The 15,474-nt window shown below is 68.5% G+C and carries 15 protein-coding genes; 7 read left to right on the forward strand and 8 right to left on the reverse strand.

The features are described 5' to 3' along the window. The 4 genes from VFH59_RS09220 to VFH59_RS09235 all read right to left on the reverse strand — a co-directional run. The coding region (locus VFH59_RS09220) for an HlyD family efflux transporter periplasmic adaptor subunit (RefSeq protein ID WP_325164594.1) at window positions 1-1,067 on the reverse strand (1,067 nt) is incomplete at its 3' end. Next, a complete protein-coding gene (locus VFH59_RS09225) occupies window positions 1,054-2,529 on the reverse strand; it encodes an efflux transporter outer membrane subunit (protein ID WP_325164595.1) in 1,476 nt (491 codons plus the stop codon). The genes VFH59_RS09220 and VFH59_RS09225, both read right to left, overlap by 14 nt. Beyond that, complete coding sequence (locus tag VFH59_RS09230; protein ID WP_325164596.1) at window positions 2,526-3,059, reverse strand: MarR family winged helix-turn-helix transcriptional regulator; 534 nt, start codon at window positions 3,057-3,059, stop codon at window positions 2,526-2,528. Before VFH59_RS09230 ends, VFH59_RS09225 begins: the two co-directional genes overlap by 4 nt. Before the next feature lie 135 nt (window positions 3,060-3,194). Then, a complete protein-coding gene (locus VFH59_RS09235; RefSeq protein WP_325164597.1) occupies window positions 3,195-4,013 on the reverse strand; it encodes a TatD family hydrolase in 819 nt (272 codons plus the stop codon). A 137-nt stretch (window positions 4,014-4,150) separates the two neighbouring features. On the opposite strand from VFH59_RS09235, the gene VFH59_RS09240 reads away from it, so the two are divergent. Continuing rightward, entirely contained in the window at window positions 4,151-4,735 is a 585-nt protein-coding gene (locus VFH59_RS09240) for a glycine zipper 2TM domain-containing protein (RefSeq protein WP_325164598.1), read from the forward strand. A gap of 77 nt (window positions 4,736-4,812) precedes the next feature. Then, on the forward strand, window positions 4,813-5,298 hold the full coding sequence (locus tag VFH59_RS09245; RefSeq protein WP_325164599.1) for a glycine zipper 2TM domain-containing protein: 486 nt from the start codon (window positions 4,813-4,815) through the stop codon (window positions 5,296-5,298). Between the two features lie 71 nt (window positions 5,299-5,369). Here the strand turns inward: VFH59_RS09245 and VFH59_RS09250 are convergent, their stop codons facing one another. Beyond that, the gene (locus VFH59_RS09250) at window positions 5,370-5,804 is read right to left on the reverse strand and encodes a cell wall hydrolase (RefSeq protein ID WP_325164600.1); all 435 of its coding nucleotides are present in this window, start codon (window positions 5,802-5,804) and stop codon (window positions 5,370-5,372) included. Window positions 5,805-6,501: 697 nt separating this feature from the next. Between VFH59_RS09250 and VFH59_RS09255 the strand changes: the two genes are divergently transcribed. After that, window positions 6,502-7,392, forward strand: a complete 891-nt coding sequence (locus VFH59_RS09255) for an SDR family oxidoreductase (RefSeq protein WP_325164601.1) — start codon at window positions 6,502-6,504, stop codon at window positions 7,390-7,392. 39 nt (window positions 7,393-7,431) lie between these two features. Here VFH59_RS09255 and VFH59_RS09260 read toward each other — a convergent pair whose 3' ends face one another. The 3 genes from VFH59_RS09260 to VFH59_RS09270 are packed head-to-tail and all read right to left on the reverse strand — an operon-like array spanning window position 7,432 to window position 9,849. Then, window positions 7,432-8,157 carry a 2OG-Fe(II) oxygenase gene (locus VFH59_RS09260; RefSeq protein WP_325164602.1) on the reverse strand — a complete coding sequence of 242 codons (726 nt, stop codon included), beginning with the start codon at window positions 8,155-8,157 and terminating at the stop codon, window positions 7,432-7,434. A 4-nt stretch (window positions 8,158-8,161) separates the two neighbouring features. Then, complete coding sequence (locus VFH59_RS09265) at window positions 8,162-9,088, reverse strand: formate/nitrite transporter family protein (protein ID WP_325164603.1); 927 nt, start codon at window positions 9,086-9,088, stop codon at window positions 8,162-8,164. A 59-nt stretch (window positions 9,089-9,147) separates the two neighbouring features. Continuing rightward, window positions 9,148-9,849 carry a pirin family protein gene (locus tag VFH59_RS09270; RefSeq protein WP_325164604.1) on the reverse strand — a complete coding sequence of 234 codons (702 nt, stop codon included), beginning with the start codon at window positions 9,847-9,849 and terminating at the stop codon, window positions 9,148-9,150. 166 nt (window positions 9,850-10,015) lie between these two features. On the opposite strand from VFH59_RS09270, the gene VFH59_RS09275 reads away from it, so the two are divergent. From VFH59_RS09275 to prfB, 4 genes are all read left to right on the forward strand, one after another. Next, window positions 10,016-10,660: a methylamine utilization protein gene (locus VFH59_RS09275; RefSeq protein ID WP_325164605.1), complete on the forward strand. Its 645-nt coding sequence runs from the start codon at window positions 10,016-10,018 to the stop codon at window positions 10,658-10,660. A gap of 4 nt (window positions 10,661-10,664) precedes the next feature. Then, a complete protein-coding gene (locus tag VFH59_RS09280) occupies window positions 10,665-12,998 on the forward strand; it encodes a putative bifunctional diguanylate cyclase/phosphodiesterase (RefSeq protein ID WP_325164606.1) in 2,334 nt (777 codons plus the stop codon). Further along, window positions 12,995-14,230 carry a hypothetical protein gene (locus tag VFH59_RS09285; protein ID WP_325164607.1) on the forward strand — a complete coding sequence of 412 codons (1,236 nt, stop codon included), beginning with the start codon at window positions 12,995-12,997 and terminating at the stop codon, window positions 14,228-14,230. Before VFH59_RS09280 ends, VFH59_RS09285 begins: the two co-directional genes overlap by 4 nt. A 118-nt stretch (window positions 14,231-14,348) precedes the next feature. After that, window positions 14,349-15,474, forward strand: a protein-coding gene (prfB, locus tag VFH59_RS09290; RefSeq protein ID WP_325164608.1) for a peptide chain release factor 2 whose coding sequence is annotated in 2 segments (ribosomal slippage) — window positions 14,349-14,423 and window positions 14,425-15,474 — 1,125 coding nt in all. Because the reading frame shifts where the segments join, the coding sequence is not laid out codon by codon here.

The following is a 15,474-nucleotide window of genomic DNA, read 5'->3' on the forward strand; positions in this document are numbered from 1 at the left end:
CCGCGATCGTTACTGATGTCCACGGTCACCGTGGTCGACAGGCCCACGCGCAGCGGGTGCTTGTCCAGCTCCCTGTTGTCCAGCGCGATGCGCACGGGCACGCGCTGCACCACCTTGATCCAGTTGCCGGTGGCGTTCTGCGCCGGCAGCAGCGAGAAAGCACTGCCGGTCCCCGCCCCCAGGCCGACCACCTTGCCGTGGTATTCGACGTCACCGCCATAGATGTCCGCCTCGACGGTGGCGGGCTGGCCGATACGGATGTGTTGCAGCTGGCCCTCCTTGAAGTTGGCGTCGATCCAGAGGTCGTGCAGCGGTACCACGGTCATCAGCTGCTGGCCGGGCGCGATGCTGTTGCCGAGCTGCACGCTGCGTTGGGCCACATAGCCGGCCACCGGCGCGAGGATGGCGTTGCGCTGGGCGGCGATCCAGGCAGCGCGGAAGTTGGCTCGTGCCTGCAGCACGGCCGGGTTCCCGGCGACGTCCGTGCCCTCGATGGCGGCATGGGCCGCCGCGGCCTGCGCCTTGGCCGCCTCCAGTCCGGCGCGTGCCTGCGCCACGCCATCGCGCAGGTGCTGCACGATCTCCGGCGACTCGGCATGCGCGGCCAGCAGCGGCAGATGGCGCCTGAGATCGGCCTCGAGCTTGTCCAGTTCCAGCTTGCGCGCGGTGACCTGGGCATCGGCGCCGCTGGCGGAGCTGGTCTGCTGGCGCACGCCACGCACCGCCTGCGCCAGCGCACTGCGCGCCTGCGCCAGGCGCACCTGGGCGTCGGTCGGGTCGAGCTTGACCAGCACCTGGCCGGCCTCCACGCGCTGGGTGTCGTCGGCCATGATCGCGACGACGGTACCCGGCACCTGCGCGGAAATGGTTACCTGATTGCCACCCACGTAGGCGTTGTCGGTCTTCTCGCGATGAGAGAACACGAACAGCCACAGCAGCAGCCAGATGAGCGCGATCAGGATGAACACCGCGGCTACGATCAACAGCGCGCGGCGACGCTTGGCCGGGTTCTTGGCGGCCAGGCCGCTGTCGTTGTCGGCTCGCTTGTCGGCTTCAGTGGGGCTCATGCTGGGCTCCGGGAGCAGGGGAGGTGGATGAGGTTTCGGAACGGGAGTCGTTGCGGTAGCCGCCGCCAAGCGCCTTGATCAGCGCCAGGTCCGTGGCCAGCGCCTGCGCGTGAAGCTGGGTGGCAGCATCGCGCTGTTGCAGAAGCTCGAGCTCGGCGGCAAGGCTTTCGCGGGCGTCGCGCACGCCCCGGCGCAGGCGTGCCTGTGCATGGGCAAGCAGGCGCTGGTCGGCGGCGAGCCGGGCGCGTTGTTGTTCACGTTGTGCGGCCAGCTGCTCGGCGCCAAGCGCCTGGGTCGCGACGTCGCGAGCCGCCGCCAGCACCGTGCTGCGGTATTGCGCCACGGCACTGTCCAGCTGTGCGCGGCTGAGGCCGTAATTGGCTTCCAGGGCGCCGCCTTCGAAGATCGGCAGGTGCAGCGCCGGAGTCACCGCGAAGACCCGGCTGCCAGACGTCAGCAGCTTGCCCATGTCGATGCTGGAAAGCCCTGCCAGGGCGGTGAGGCTCAGGTCCGGAAAGAACTGCGCACGCGCCACGTCGGTCTGCTTGAGCGCTGCCTCGACCTGCCAGCGGCTGGCGGCGATGTCCGGGCGACGGGCGACCAGGTCCAGGCTGGCGTTTTGCGGGAGGCCGGACGCGACAGTGGGTAGCGGGCGCGTCTCGAGTTCGGGCAGCCCGGCGGGCGCCACGCCGAGCAACGAGGCCAGGACGACGCGGCGGATCTTGGCCGAGCCCTCGATGGCGGTGCGCATCTGCTCGAGCTGCGCCAGTTGCGCCTGCGCCTGCTCGGCAGTGTCCGCCAGGTCCACACCCTGGTGCACGCGTAGCTGCGCGATGTGCAGCAATTGCCTGGCGGCGGCCAGCGCGTGGTCGGCCAGCGCCAGTCGGGCCCGATCGGCCTGCCAGCCGAAATAGGTACTGGCGACCGCGTACTGGAGCGCCAGGGCGGCCGCGCTGCGCCGGGCCTCGGCGGCGTGGGCCTGGTCCAGTGCCGCCTCGACCGTCGCCCGCTTCTTCCCCCACCAGTCGAAGTCGTACTTCAGCTGCACGCCGAGATCGGCCTGGCTGTACCAGGTGAAGCCGAGGAACCGGGAAGGTATCAGGCCGTGCTCGCTCATGCGCTGGCGTGAGTACTGGACGTTGCCGTCGACCGTCAGCCCCATCTGCGCGGCGGCCAGGCGGGCGGACTGCTCGGCGCTCTGCACGCGGCTTCGGGCCAACGCCAGGTCCGGCGCCTCGCGCAAAGCGCGGTCCATCAGTGCGTCCAGTTGCGGATCGTCGTAGGCACGCCACCACTCTGTGTCGGGCCAGCCGGCGCGCGTGCCGACTGCCACCCCGGCGAGCGGGACATCGTCGCTAAGTCGCGGGGACGAAAGCTTGGCTGGCGCCGAGGCGCAAGCGACCAGCGCAAGCGCGGTTGCCGCGGCCAGCGTGGTGCGGAGGCGGAGCAGGGCAGGTTTCATGGAGCATCCTTCGGGGAGGCCTCGTCCAGATGGTCGAGATTGTCGGCGAGCTTGCGCAGCAGACGGCTGAAACTGCGCTTCTCGGCGTCGCTGAAGCCGGTGAATGCCGCACTCACGCGGGGAAACAGCGGTGGCAACAGCTTCTGTACGAAGCGCCGGCCGGACGGGGTGATGCGGATGACCACGCGGCGGCGGTCCTCTTCGCTGGCTCCCCGGGTAATCAGTCCGCGCTTGACCAGTGCATTGGCGATGCGGGTCATGTTGGTGGCGCCCTGCGAGGTGTACTCGCACAGCTCGCCCGGGGTGGAGCTCCCGTCCGGCCGGCTGTACAGGATCATCAGCGTGAGGAAGTCGCTGTGGTTGATGCTGTTCGGCTTGAGCGCCTGCTCGATGGTCTCGTCGAAGCTGCGCCCGACCATCAGCAGCAGCCGGGTGAGGCGGGCTTCGGCCTCGGGCATGTCGGGGAGGATCTGGCCGACACGCCCGATCCCCTCGTCCATCATCGTGATGCAATCGCCCAGGCGTGCCATTTCACCGGCTCATATTTCACCAGTGAACTAAAATAGCGCGGCCGCATCGAGCGGACAAGTGCCAAGGGCCGGGTGAGGGGCGCACCTGGGTGACACCCGCTCGATCACGGATGGCGGGTGCCGCAGATTCCGTCTTTATGTCCGCTCAGAGACCCGGAGGCCGAACAGGCGGCAGGCATTTGCCGTGGTGGCCCTGGCGATGAGGTCGGGGGACTCGTCGCGAAGTTCGGCGATGGCCTGCAGCGTCTCGAGCATGCGTACCGGCTCGTTGCGTGTCCCCTGGTGACCGGCATTGGGCTGGTCGGGCGCATCGGTTTCCAGCAGCAGGAAGTCGATCGGCATGTCGGCGACCAGCCGGCGCAGCCGCCTGGCACGGGGGTAGGTGACCGGCCCGCCGATGCCGAGCATGAAACCCATCTCATAGAGCTGGGCGGCCTGCTGCGCGCTCCCGGCGAAACTGTGCACGACGCCACGCAAGCCGGGGAAGCGGCGCAGAGCCAGCACGACTTCCTCGACTGCGCGGCGGGCGTGCACGATTACCGGCAATTCGAAGTCCTGCGCCATGGCCAGTTGTGCTTCGAAATAGTATTGCTGCAGGTCACGGTCGAGTGCTTCGACGTAGAAGTCCAGTCCGATCTCGCCCAGGGCTACCGCGCTCCCGTCGCCGAGGCGGGTGCGCAGGAGTTGCAGGTGATCGGGCCGGTGCTGCGCGAGGAACAGCGGGTGCAGGCCGTAAGCCGGATAGAGCCCGGCATGGCGTTGGCACAGCGCATGGATGCGCGGCCAACTTGCCGCGTCGATGCCGGGCACGACCATCAGCCGCACGCCGGCCTCGGCGGCGCATGCGAGCACGCTCGCGCGGTCGCCATCGAAGCTCGCATCATCGATGTGTACGTGGCTGTCGACCAGCCAGGGGGGCGGCAGGGAGGCAGGCGGATGTGAGTGCTTCGTCACGCGTTAGTCATCTGGATTGCGCATACGGAGGAATGTCTAGGCCGGATTCAGTATGGCGAAGGTTCAATGGTTGTGCAGGTGAATGGTGGCCGCATGGCGCGCCCGCCGCGCCGCATGAAACGAAGGAGAGGCAAGTCATGAAAAGGTTGATGGTCAACGCGCTTCAGGTGGGAATCGCGGCAGCGCTCGCGATGGGCATTTCGGCTTGCAACCGCAACGCCAGCGCCGACGCCGGCGTGGCCAACGCCACGTCCACCGCCACGGCCGCGGACAATGGCGCCAAGTACGCGCGTGTGGTCAGCGTCGATCCGGTACGCAAGACGGTGAACAACCCGCGTCAGGTATGCCACGACGAGGTGGTTTCCCACAGTGAGGCACCGAAGGACCAGCACCAGATCGCCGGCACGGCGATCGGCGCGGTCGCGGGTGGTCTGCTCGGCCATCAGGTCGGCGGCGGCAAGGGCAAGACCCTGGCTACCGTGGCCGGTGCCGTTGCAGGTGGCTACGCCGGCAAGAAGATCCAGCAGAACCGGCAGCATCCCAACGTCACCACCACGACCGAGCGCAAGTGCGAAACGGTCAATGACACCAGCACCAAGGTGGTCGGTTACAACGTCCGCTACGAATACAACGGGGTCACCCGTACCGTGCGGATGGACCACGACCCGGGTGACCGGGTCCAGGTGCAGGAAGGCGTTGTCGCTGTTTCGGACGCGCACTGACAAGCTGACACAACCTATGCGGTCCATGGACGGACCGGGCGCGATGATTGAATCCCCCCACACCGAGGAGTCGCGCCATGATGTTCGATCGCAATCGCAACTTCGTGCTGGCCGCCGCACTGGCAGGCAGTCTCGTCCTCGGTGGCTGCGCCACGGGCCCGTACGACAACGGTGGCTACAACAACCGCGGCTCCCAGACCTCCGGCTACGGAAGCTCGCGCTGTGAAAACTGTGGCGTGGTGCAGGACGTGCAACAGGTCCCCATCGAGGGTGACAATCACGCCACCCTCGGTGCCGTGATCGGCGCCGTCGCCGGAGGCGTGCTGGGCCATCAGGTCGGCGGAGGCAAGGGGAAGCAGGCTGCCACGGTGGCCGGTGCGGTTGCCGGCGGCGTCGTTGGCCATGAAGTCGGCAAGCGCTCGGGTAGCGGACAGCAGCTGGCCTGGCGGGTGACGCTGCGGCTGGACAATGGTCAGTACGCCACCGTGACCCAGAAGGAGGATCCCGGCCTGCGGGTCGGCGACTACGCACAGATCCGCGGTGACCACGTTTACGCGATGTAGCCGTCCAGGCGTATAGATGTCCAAAAAAAAGGCCCTCTTCGGAGGGCCTTCTGCTGCCGGAAAGGACGTGTTCAGTTGACTGCGTAGAACCGGTGCTCGCCGATGGTGGTGCTGGTGTGGTTGAGCGACCAGGCGGGGGCGATCGCGACGGTGGCGAAATGGTCCGCGTGTGGCACGAGCAGCTGGCGCTGAGCAAGCGGCAGGGCCCAGTTGTCCATCGAGTAGCCGGCGATCTTCCAGGCCTTGGTGAAGGCCTTGAAGTTCGCGATGTCATAGGAGCCGGGCGTCGCCGTGATGGCGAACTGGTGTGGCGCGGCCACCACCTTGCAGACGGTATCGCCCCAGCGGCCGCGTTCGCGGCGGCGCAACGCGACTTCCGCGACAGCGAGCTGCCCGATCGTCGATTCGCTGCGCGCCTCCAGATACACGGTCGTCGCCAGGCAGGCCTGGTCGGCGATCGGCTGGGGCAGTACGGACGTCAGCCACAACAGCATGGAAAGTTTCATTGTCTGCCTCCAGCGTGCTGTACGCGCGGGATGAAACCTCCATCTCGTGCGCCGTTGCGGTGGACGGGCGGGCAGGCCGTTACCACCTGGATTGATCGTCGCGACCGAAACGAGAGTCGTGACGCTTTGCCACGGGAGTGTGGCGTTCTACCGGCTGGTCGAGCCGGCGTCATCAGTTGCGCGCGCACTGCGAATCGCGACCGGTACGGTCTGCTGGATTGCGGCTGCAGCTTGAATTGTTCCGCGTGGGAAGCGGTCGTTCCATCCGGCGGTGGCCTGCCGGGTCGCGCCGATCCGGACCCCTCCGGTTCGTCGCGTGCAGATGCCCGTGGGAGTGGGCACCACTCGAAGTTCGGCGGGAGGGTAGTGGCGGTCACGCCCGCTGGCAAGTGCCGGACCGGCGAGGTCTGGTTTCAGTTCACCTTGGACCGCCTCCGCCCTGCTGAGCTGGCAGCCGTGGATCGTGGCGCTTTGTGTCGGTCTGTCGCGACGGGATTCCCTGCTCGATCGCGGATCGACACGCCATGTGAAACCCGGACGCGTGAATGATCGGTGCATGGGCCTGCCGCTCCCGCATTCCGAGCGCCAGGTCGTGGGAAGTCCCCGCGGCTGCCCGCCTGGCGCCGGGCAGCCATCGTTCACTGCGATTGAACTGCTCACGTGATGCGCTACCGACCCGTCACGCAGGGCACTTCCGATGGCCGCACGATTGAAACCCCTGGACCAGCAGGTCATGGTCATCACCGGCGCCTCCAGCGGGATCGGGCTTTGCACGGCGCTTCTTGCCGCAGAGAAGGGCGCCAGGCTGGTGTTGGCTGCACGAAGCGGCGAAACGCTCGAGGCAATCGCGGCACAGATCGGCGAAGCGGGCGGCGAGGCCCTTGCCGTCCCCACCGACGTGGGCGAGCGCGGCCAGCTGCAGGCGCTTGCCGCTGCAGCGGTCAAGCGCTTCGGGCGGATCGACACATGGGTGAACGATGCGGGCGTGGCGATCTATGGCAGGCTCGACGAAGTCAGCGAGTCGGACAGCCGCCGGCTGTTCGACACCAACTTCTGGGGCGTGGTCAACGGCTCGCTGGTCGCCTTGCCGCACCTGCGTGAGAGCGGCGGTGCCCTGATCAACATCGGTAGCGAGGTGTCCGACGCGGTGATCCCGTTCCAGGGCATGTACTCGGCATCCAAACATGCGGTGAAAGGCTTCACCGACGCCTTGCGTGTCGAGGTGGAGGAGTTGGACGGGGCCCCGGTCTCGATCACGCTGATCCAGCCGACGGCGGTCGATACGCCCTACCCGCAGCATGCACGCAATTACATGTCGGAGGAACCGAAGCTTCCATCGCCGATGATCGATCCTCACCGAGTGGCTGAAGCGATTCTCGAGGCGGCGACCGAAGGTGGTCGCGACGTTACGGTGGGCGCGATGGCCAAACTGGACACCGCGGTGTCCAAATTGCTGCCCTCGCTGGGTGACAAAATGGCGGCCATGCAGGCGCATCGGCAGCAACGCGACGTGCCGGCAAGAGCACCGGAAGGAGCCTTGTTCCGAGCCGGCGGTGGCGGCCAGGTGTACGGTCGCGAAGCGCACTAGCCGATCTGCGACGGACGGCCCGGCCTCGCGCGGGCACGCTCAGCCGGTGGCGTCGTGGAAGATGACCCCGAGCGTGAAGCGGTATCCGCTACGCAGCCGGCTGACGCCGTGACGCAGGTTCACGCGATAGCTCCCGCGCACGCCCTGTACGGGGCGCTGGTGCACGGCGAAGATCACGGCATCGCCCTGCGACAGCGATACCACCTCGGCCCGAGACTGCATGCGCGGCCGCTGTTCGGTCAACACGAATTCGCCCCCGGTGAAGTCACTGCCGGGCGCAGACAGGAGTACCGCGACCTGTAGTGGGAAGACGTGCTCGCCATACAGGTCCTGGTGCAGGCAGTTGTAGTCGCCGGCCTGATAGCGCAGCAGCAAGGGGGTCGGCCGGTCCTGGCCGGCCGCATGGCAGCGCGCGAGAAAGTGCGCGTGTTCCGGCGGGTAGCGCACGTCGATTCCCATTGCCTCGTTCCATCGGTTGGCCAGCGGCACCAGTCGAGGGTAGATGGCGGTACGCAACGCCGCGACGGCTGCCGGCAAGGGATCGCGGAAATACTGGTATTCGCCCTTTCCAAAGCCGTGCCGAGCCATCACCACCCGGCTGCGGAAGAGTTCGCGCCGCGGATAGAGCGCAGCCAACCCGCGGCATGTCTCAGGCGGCAGCAGGGCAGGCAATTCGGCGTGGCCCGCCGTATCGAGTGTGGCATGGATGGAGGGCCAGTCGACCCGCCGCAGCGCGGTGGTCAGGGGGTCGGATACACGGGTCATGCGATCAGGATCGCTCGCGGCGGATGGGTGCGCCCTCCGGATCTTGCGCTTCGTCTTCCTCGGCCTGGTCGCCGCGCACCTGGGCATGGCTGATGAGGGCGAAGATGCAGCTGCCGCCGACGATGTTGCCGGCCAGGGTCGGCAGCGCGAAGCGTGTGACGAAACCACCGAAGCCCAGGCCGTCGTCGAAGACCAGATAGAGCGTTTCCACCGACCCGACGATGATGTGCGTAAAGCCGCCCAGCGCGATCAGGTAGGTGGTCAGTACGATCACCGTGATCCTGGCATGCTCAGCGGCCGGCACCAGCCACACCATGGTGGCGATCAGCCAGCCCGCCACGATGCCCTTGGTGAACATCTGCAGGGGCGAGTTGCCCATCACCTCGGTGCCGACGCTCAGCAGAGCGGTCTGCGTGGCCTCGTCGAACAACCGCATGTGCAGGATGCCGTAGGCGAACAGCGCGGTACCGATCAGGTTGCCTGCAAGCACCACCGACCACAATCGCAGCAGCGAGCCGAGCTTGCGCAGGGTCGGATGGGTCATCAGGGGCAACACCGCGGTCATGGTGTTTTCGGTGAACAGCTGCTGGCGCGCCAGGATCACCACCAGGAAGCCGAACGGGTAGCCCAGGCTCTCGATCAGGAAGGCGCCGGGCACGCCTTCCAGGTGACGATGGAGCAAACCCCGGGCGAGCATCGAGAAACCCATCGACAGCCCGGCGGCGAGGGCCGAAAGGCTCAGCGCGACCAGCCCGCGGCTGAGCTCTTCCTCGCCCTCCAGGCGGATGGTCTCGTGCAGCACGGCCACCCGGGGCGGGCGCTTCTGCTCGACGTCACCCTGTTCCTTGCGCGAGAGCGAGAAGCCGTCCCTGGCATCGACCTCGTTGGGATCCGCACCGGCGGCACGCTGGGGTCCGGTTGGTTGGGGCATGCAGGGATCCTCCGACGGATCAGGCACGCTACGACGGCCACCGTATGCGCCGTGTCGCCTCAGGCGGGCACGTCGACGAGCACCAGTTCGGTGTCTTCCAGCGCGGTCACCCGCACTTCTGGCTCGTCCCGGATCGCCGCGCCATCGCGGGCCTGGAGGCGCACCCCGTTGACCTCGACGATGCCCTTGGCAGGTACCAGGTAAGCGTAGCGGCCGGCGGCCAGTGGATACTCCGCCTGTTCGCCTGCGCGCAGGGTGGCTCCCAGCACGCGGGCATGCGCCCGCAGCGGCAGGGCGTCGGCGTCCCCGGGCATGCCACTGGCCAGCGCCACGAAGCGGCCGGCCCGCTCGCCGGTGGGGAACGGCCGGGCCCCCCAGTCCGGCGCGCCACCGGGCCGGTCCGGAATGATCCAGATCTGGAAGATCCGGGTCGTTTCCGCCTCGAGGTTGTACTCGGCATGGGTTATCCCCGTGCCGGCGCTCATCACCTGCACATCGCCGGCGACGGTGCGGCCCTCGTTGCCGAGGCTGTCGCGGTGGCTGATCGCGCCTTCGCGCACGTAGGTGATGATTTCCATGTCCGCATGCGGATGCGGCGGGAAGCCGCTGCGCGGGGCGATGGTGTCGTCGTTCCAGACGCGCAACGCACCCCAGCCCATGCGGCCGGGGTCGTGATAGCCGGCGAAGGAAAAGTGGTGCCTGGCGTCGAGCCAGCCATGGTTGGCTCCGCCCAGAGTCTCAAAAGCCCTGCGTTCGATCATCTTGCCCTCCTGCCGCGCGTGGGTGCCGGCCAGGCACGAAAGGTAAGGCTGCCCCTCCCGCCGCAAAACCGGCGTGGATGGAACGGATCGTTCGCCGTGGCCACCCATTGACCGGGGCGCGGATGCATGGGTTAGGCTAGCGCCGGGGACATCCGGGAGAGCGCGAATGCGCTGGCGAATCATGCTCGCTTGGCTGCTGGCCGGCTGCGCCGGTCCGTCCTGCGCGGGACAGTTGGTGGTACGGGTGAACGATGCCGGCGGGCGGGCCGTGGGCGATGCTGTCGTCACCCTCGCGCCGGCAATGGCGCAAGCTGCGGCGGCCCCCACGCCGGTGACCCGTTACGTCGACCAGCGCGACGAAACCTTCATCCCCTACGTCCAGGTCGTCCGCCCCGGTGACCGTGTGGTCTTCCGCAACAGTGACGGCACCCGCCACCATGTCTACTCCTTCTCCGAGGCCGGGGCGTTCGAGTTCCTGCTGCGCCCGGGCGAGAGCTCGCCGCCGGTGACGCTGCGCAAGCCGGGACTGGTCGCGGTGGGCTGCAACATCCACGACCACATGATTGCCTACCTGCTGGTCACGCCGGGGCAGGCGCAGGTGACCCCCGCACAGGGCCGGGTCGTGTTCGATGACCTGCCGCCTGGCAACTACACGGTAAGCGTATGGCACCCCCAGCTGCGGCCGGGGCTGGCGCAGCCGAGCGAGGTGACGACGGTCGGCGCCGGAGCCGACGTGCAGCATGCCGGTTTTACCCTGTCGCTGATTCCCGACCCACGCGGGTTTGCCGACCGCGAGCACCTGGATTACTGACCCGATGCGCGCCGTCGTCGGCTTCCGGCTCCGTCTCGCGTTGTTTTTCGTCGCCACGCTGGTGACCGTGCAGCTGCTCACGGCCGCGCTGGTCTACGGCGTCACCCGTCACGCGCTGGTCAGCGAGGGCGAGCGACAGCTGGCGGTCAACGCACAGGCCTTCGTGGCGCAGATGGGCGACCTGTCGGCGCGCGTGGCCGGCAACGTCGAGGTGATGGCGCTGGATTACGCCCTGCGTTCGGCCATCGCCGAGCGCGATCACGGCACCGTGCTTTCCGTCCTGCGCAACCACGGTCGCCGCGTCGGGGCCTCGCGCATGCAACTGGTCGGCCTCGACGGGGTGGTGGAAGTCGACACCGCCGACGTCCATGCCAGCGGCCGGCGCTTCGCCTTCCCGGAGCTCGCCGAACGCGCGTTCGACCGGCGCGCGGCGGCCGTCGTGGCGCTGCAGAAAAAGGCGTATTGGGTCGTCGTGGTGCCGATCTACGCGCCGCAACCGGTCGGGCTGGTGGTCGTCTACGTCCCGCTCGACGATGCCTTGCTCGCCCACCTGCGCGAGCTGTCGGCATTGCCCGGCGACATCGAGCTGGCGGTGCGTCCGCCCGCCTCGGATTGGATCGCCGCCGCGCAGGGACTCCGGCACACCGGGCTGGTCGCCAGCCTGGCCGGCCGGCAGCTGCCGACCCATCCGGCCTTGCGCCGCATCCACGGCCGCGAGTTCCTGGTGCTGGCGCAACCGCTCAGCCTGGCGCGCAGCAGCTCGCCGGTCATGGCGGTACTGGGCTACTCGCTGGGCGATGCCTTGCGGCCGTTCCGCGCGGTGGTGATCGCCTGGGCGATCCTGCTCGGGCTGGGCCTGGTGGTGGGGCTGGTCGGTGCGTGGCTCACCGCGCGGAGCGTCTCGCGCCCGGTGGAGTCGCTGGCCGGCGCGGCCCGCCGCATCGAGGCGGGGGACTACCGCGCGTTGCCCAGCCTGCAACGCCGTGACGAACTGGGCCAGCTGGCGGCCGCGTTCGGCACCATGGCCGAAGCGGTGCGCCAGCGCGAGGAGCGCATACGCCAGCAGGCCCTGCACGACCAGGTGACCGACCTGCCCAATCGCGTGGCCGCGGAGGCCGCGATCGACCGCGCGCGGGATGCCGGCACGACCCACGGTGCGCTGCTGATGGTGGGCCTCACGCGCGTGCCGGACATCATCAAGACGATGGGGCACGGCCTGTATGACCGGCTGATGCGCGAGGTCGGTGCCCGGCTCGGGCGGGTTGCCGCCAAGGCCTACCTGGCGCGCGCCACCGACACCCAGTTCGTCGCCTGGCTGCCCGGCGCGGACCGCACGGAGGCCGTCGCCGCCGGCTTGCGCATCCTCGATGCGCTGGGCGCCCCGTACGTGGAGGCGGACGTCAGCATCGATACGCTCCCGGCGGTCGGCGTCGCCATGTATCCCGAGGACGGCGCGCTGGCCTCGGTGCTGTTGCGCCACGGTGAGGTGGCGCAGTTCGCGGCGAGCGGCTCGACCCGCCCGCTGGCGTTCTACGATGCGGCGACCGACCCGCACCGCACCGAACGGCTCTCGCTGATGGGCGAGTTGCGCGAGGCACTCGACCACGACCGGCTGCAGCTGTACTACCAGCCCAAGCTGGCGCTGGACAACCTGCGCGTCGATGGCGTCGAGGCGCTGGTGCGCTGGCATCACCCTCGCCGCGGGACGGTGCCGCCCCAGGACTTCATCGGCATGGCCGAGGACACCGGCAACATCCAGCGCCTGACCCGCTGGGCGCTGGCCGCCGGCATCGCCCAGGCCAGTCGCTGGCATGCGCGCGGGCTGGCCCTGAGCGTGGCGGTCAACCTGTCGGCGCGCGACCTGGAGGAACCCGAGCTGCCGTTGCGCATCGGCCGGTTGCTGTCCATCCATGGCCTGCCGCCCGAAAACCTCACGGTGGAGATCACCGAGCGTGCCGTGATCGGCCAGCCGGAAATGGCCATCCGGGTGTTGCGTGGCATTGCCGACCTGGGCGTGGGCATCGCGGTCGACGACTTCGGCGTGGGCCAGTCCGCCTTCGCCTACCTGCGCCATCTGCCGGTGAGCGAGCTGAAGATCGACCAGACCTTCATCCGCCATCTCGCGCGCGACGCCAACGACCAGACGATCGTGCGCTCGATCGTCGAACTGGGCCATCGACTCGGCTACCAGGTCACCGCCGAAGGCGTGGAAGACCCGGGCGCGCTGGAGCAGCTGACCGCCATCGGTTGCGACCACGCCCAGGGCTTCTTCATCGCCAGGCCGTTGCCGGCGGGGGAACTGGCCGATTTCTCGTTCGAACGCGCCGGCGTCGCATGAGCCGCTACCCGCGACGTCGCCGCCTGGTGTGGGCCTGCCTGGCCGTGTTGCCGTGGGCCAGCCACGGGCAGGATCTCGGCCTGCACGGCTATGTCGATGGCCGCCTGGTCGCGGCACCGGGCGAACGCGCCTGGGTCCAGGGCGGGCTCGGCAAGACCCGCTACGGGGATGGGGGAACGAAACTGCGGTTCGGAGGCGCGGCCCTGGTCGGCACCGCGCAGCTCACGCCCTCGCTGTTCGCCCTGGCGGAACTGCAACTGCAGCACAGCGACCGCGCCGGCATCGACGTATTGGAGGCCTACCTGCGCTGGCGCCCGGTATCGACCACGCACTGGCGCGGCTCGGTGCAGGCCGGCGCGTTCTTTCCGCCGGTCTCGCTGGAGAACGACGCCATCGGCTGGACCAGCCCGTGGACGCTCACGCCCTCGGCGATCAACAGCTGGGTGGGTGAGGAACTTCGCGCCACTGGCGCGGAGGCGCGCATCGAGCGCCGCGGCGAGGTGAACCACTGGGAGCTGCGCGGCGCCGTGTTCCAGCGCAACGACCCGGCCGGCAATCTGCTGGCGATCCGCGGCTGGTCGCTCAGCGACCTGACCTACGGCATCGGCAGCCGTCTGCGTGAACCGGACGCCTACGTGCGTGACGACGGCGAAGAACCGCCGAGGCGATACGACCCGTTCCGCCGCATCGGCCATCAATGGGGCAACTATGGCCAGCTCACGTGGCGTGCGCGGGGGTGGGGCCGGCTCAGCCTGATGCATTACGACAACCACGCCGATCCCCAGGCCTGGCAGCCCTACGAGGGCGGCGAGCGCCTGTACGCCTGGCGCACCCGCTTCTGGAGCCTGGGCGCCACCGCCGATACCGGGCCGGTGACCTGGCTGGCGCAGGCGATGGACGGCGACACGGTGATCGAACCGGTACCGAACCTGGTTTTCACCACCCGTTACCGGGCCGCGTACCTGCTGGCCGGCTGGAATCGCGGCGCGTGGCGGCCGGCCCTGCGAGTGGATCACTTCAGCACGCGCGAACTGCCCGCGACCCCAGGGCTGCACGAGGGCGAACACGGCAACGCCGTCACCGCAGCCCTCGACTGGCGTCCCCGCGACTGGCTGCGCCTGACCCTCGAGATGCTGCACATCGACAGCACGCGCACCGTCCGCGCCGATTACGGACTGCCGCCGCACACCCGCGGCACCCAGGTGCAGTTGAGCGCGCGCCTGTTCTACTGAACGGCCGATCGATCGCCACCGCGGCACCCGCCGCGTATCCGACCGCCGCGGCGCTTTGCTATCCTTCGCCGTTCCCGCCAGCGCCCGTCCGGGCGCCACAACCACGGCCATACGTTTCATGATCGAGACCAATCCGATCCTTGCGCAGATCGCGGACCTCACGGACCGCGTCGAGTCGCTTAGGGGGTATCTTTGACTACGCCACCAAGCGCGAGCGCCTGGAGGAAGTAAGCCGCGAACTGGAAAGTCCCACCGTCTGGGACGATCCGCCCCGCGCACAGGAACTGGGCCGCGAACGCGCCCGCCTGGACACCATCGTGACGGGCATCGACGAGCTCACCGCAGGCCTTTCGGACGCGAAGGAGCTGCTGGACATGGCCGCTGCCGATGGCGACGAGGACACCGTCCGTTCGGTCGCCACCGATGTGGAGAAGCTCGAGGCCCGCGTGGGCAAGCTCGAGTTCCAGCGCATGTTCTCCGGCAAGATGGATGCGAACAATGCCTTCGTCGACATCCAGGCCGGCGCCGGCGGCACCGAGGCGCAGGACTGGGCCGAAATGCTGCTGCGCATGTACCTGCGCTGGGTCGAATCGCGCGGCTGGAAGGTGGAGCTGATGGAAGTCTCCGGCGGTGAAGTGGCGGGCATCAAGTCCGCCACCTTCCGCGTCGAGGGCGACTATGCCTACGGCTGGCTGAAGACCGAGATCGGCGTGCACCGCCTGGTGCGCAAGAGCCCGTTCGACTCGGACAACCGCCGCCACACCAGCTTCACCTCGGTGTTCGTGTCGCCGGAAGTCGACGACGACATCGACATCGAGATCAATCCCGCGGACCTCAAGACCGACGTCTACCGCTCCTCCGGCGCCGGCGGCCAGCACGTCAACAAGACCGAATCGGCGGTGCGTATCACCCACGTACCGACCGGCGTGGTGGTGGCCTGCCAGACCGAACGCTCGCAGCACGCCAACCGCGACCGTGCCATGAAGATGCTGGCCGCGAAGCTCTACGAGCTGGAGGTGCAGAAACGCAACGCCGAGAAGGATGCGCTGGAAGCGACCAAGTCCGACATCGGCTGGGGCAGCCAGATTCGCAACTACGTGCTTGACCAGAGCCGCATCAAGGACCTGCGCACGGGCGTGGAGCGCTCCGACACGCAAAAGGTGCTCGACGGCGATCTGGACGAATTCATCGAGGCGAGCCTGAAGTCCGGCCTGGACGCCGGCGCCAAGCGCATCGACGCGTAA

Source organism: Frateuria sp. (assembly GCF_035695185.1).
Taxonomy (GTDB): Bacteria; Pseudomonadota; Gammaproteobacteria; order Xanthomonadales; family Rhodanobacteraceae; genus Frateuria_A.

Excerpts from the sequence above, each read along its gene's own strand:
- VFH59_RS09225 (WP_325164595.1), bottom strand. The coding sequence starts at position 2,529 with ATGAAACCTGCCCTGCTCCGCCTCCGCACCACGCTGGCCGCGGCAACC.
- VFH59_RS09230 (WP_325164596.1), bottom strand. The coding sequence starts at position 3,059 with ATGGCACGCCTGGGCGATTGCATCACGATGATGGACGAGGGGATCGGG.
- VFH59_RS09240 (WP_325164598.1), top strand. The coding sequence starts at position 4,151 with ATGAAAAGGTTGATGGTCAACGCGCTTCAGGTGGGAATCGCGGCAGCG.
- VFH59_RS09245 (WP_325164599.1), top strand. The coding sequence starts at position 4,813 with ATGATGTTCGATCGCAATCGCAACTTCGTGCTGGCCGCCGCACTGGCA.
- VFH59_RS09250 (WP_325164600.1), bottom strand. The coding sequence starts at position 5,804 with ATGAAACTTTCCATGCTGTTGTGGCTGACGTCCGTACTGCCCCAGCCG.
- VFH59_RS09255 (WP_325164601.1), top strand. The coding sequence starts at position 6,502 with ATGGCCGCACGATTGAAACCCCTGGACCAGCAGGTCATGGTCATCACC.
- VFH59_RS09260 (WP_325164602.1), bottom strand. The coding sequence starts at position 8,157 with ATGACCCGTGTATCCGACCCCCTGACCACCGCGCTGCGGCGGGTCGAC.
- VFH59_RS09265 (WP_325164603.1), bottom strand. The coding sequence starts at position 9,088 with ATGCCCCAACCAACCGGACCCCAGCGTGCCGCCGGTGCGGATCCCAAC.
- VFH59_RS09270 (WP_325164604.1), bottom strand. The coding sequence starts at position 9,849 with ATGATCGAACGCAGGGCTTTTGAGACTCTGGGCGGAGCCAACCATGGC.
- VFH59_RS09275 (WP_325164605.1), top strand. The coding sequence starts at position 10,016 with ATGCGCTGGCGAATCATGCTCGCTTGGCTGCTGGCCGGCTGCGCCGGT.
- VFH59_RS09280 (WP_325164606.1), top strand. The coding sequence starts at position 10,665 with ATGCGCGCCGTCGTCGGCTTCCGGCTCCGTCTCGCGTTGTTTTTCGTC.
- VFH59_RS09285 (WP_325164607.1), top strand. The coding sequence starts at position 12,995 with ATGAGCCGCTACCCGCGACGTCGCCGCCTGGTGTGGGCCTGCCTGGCC.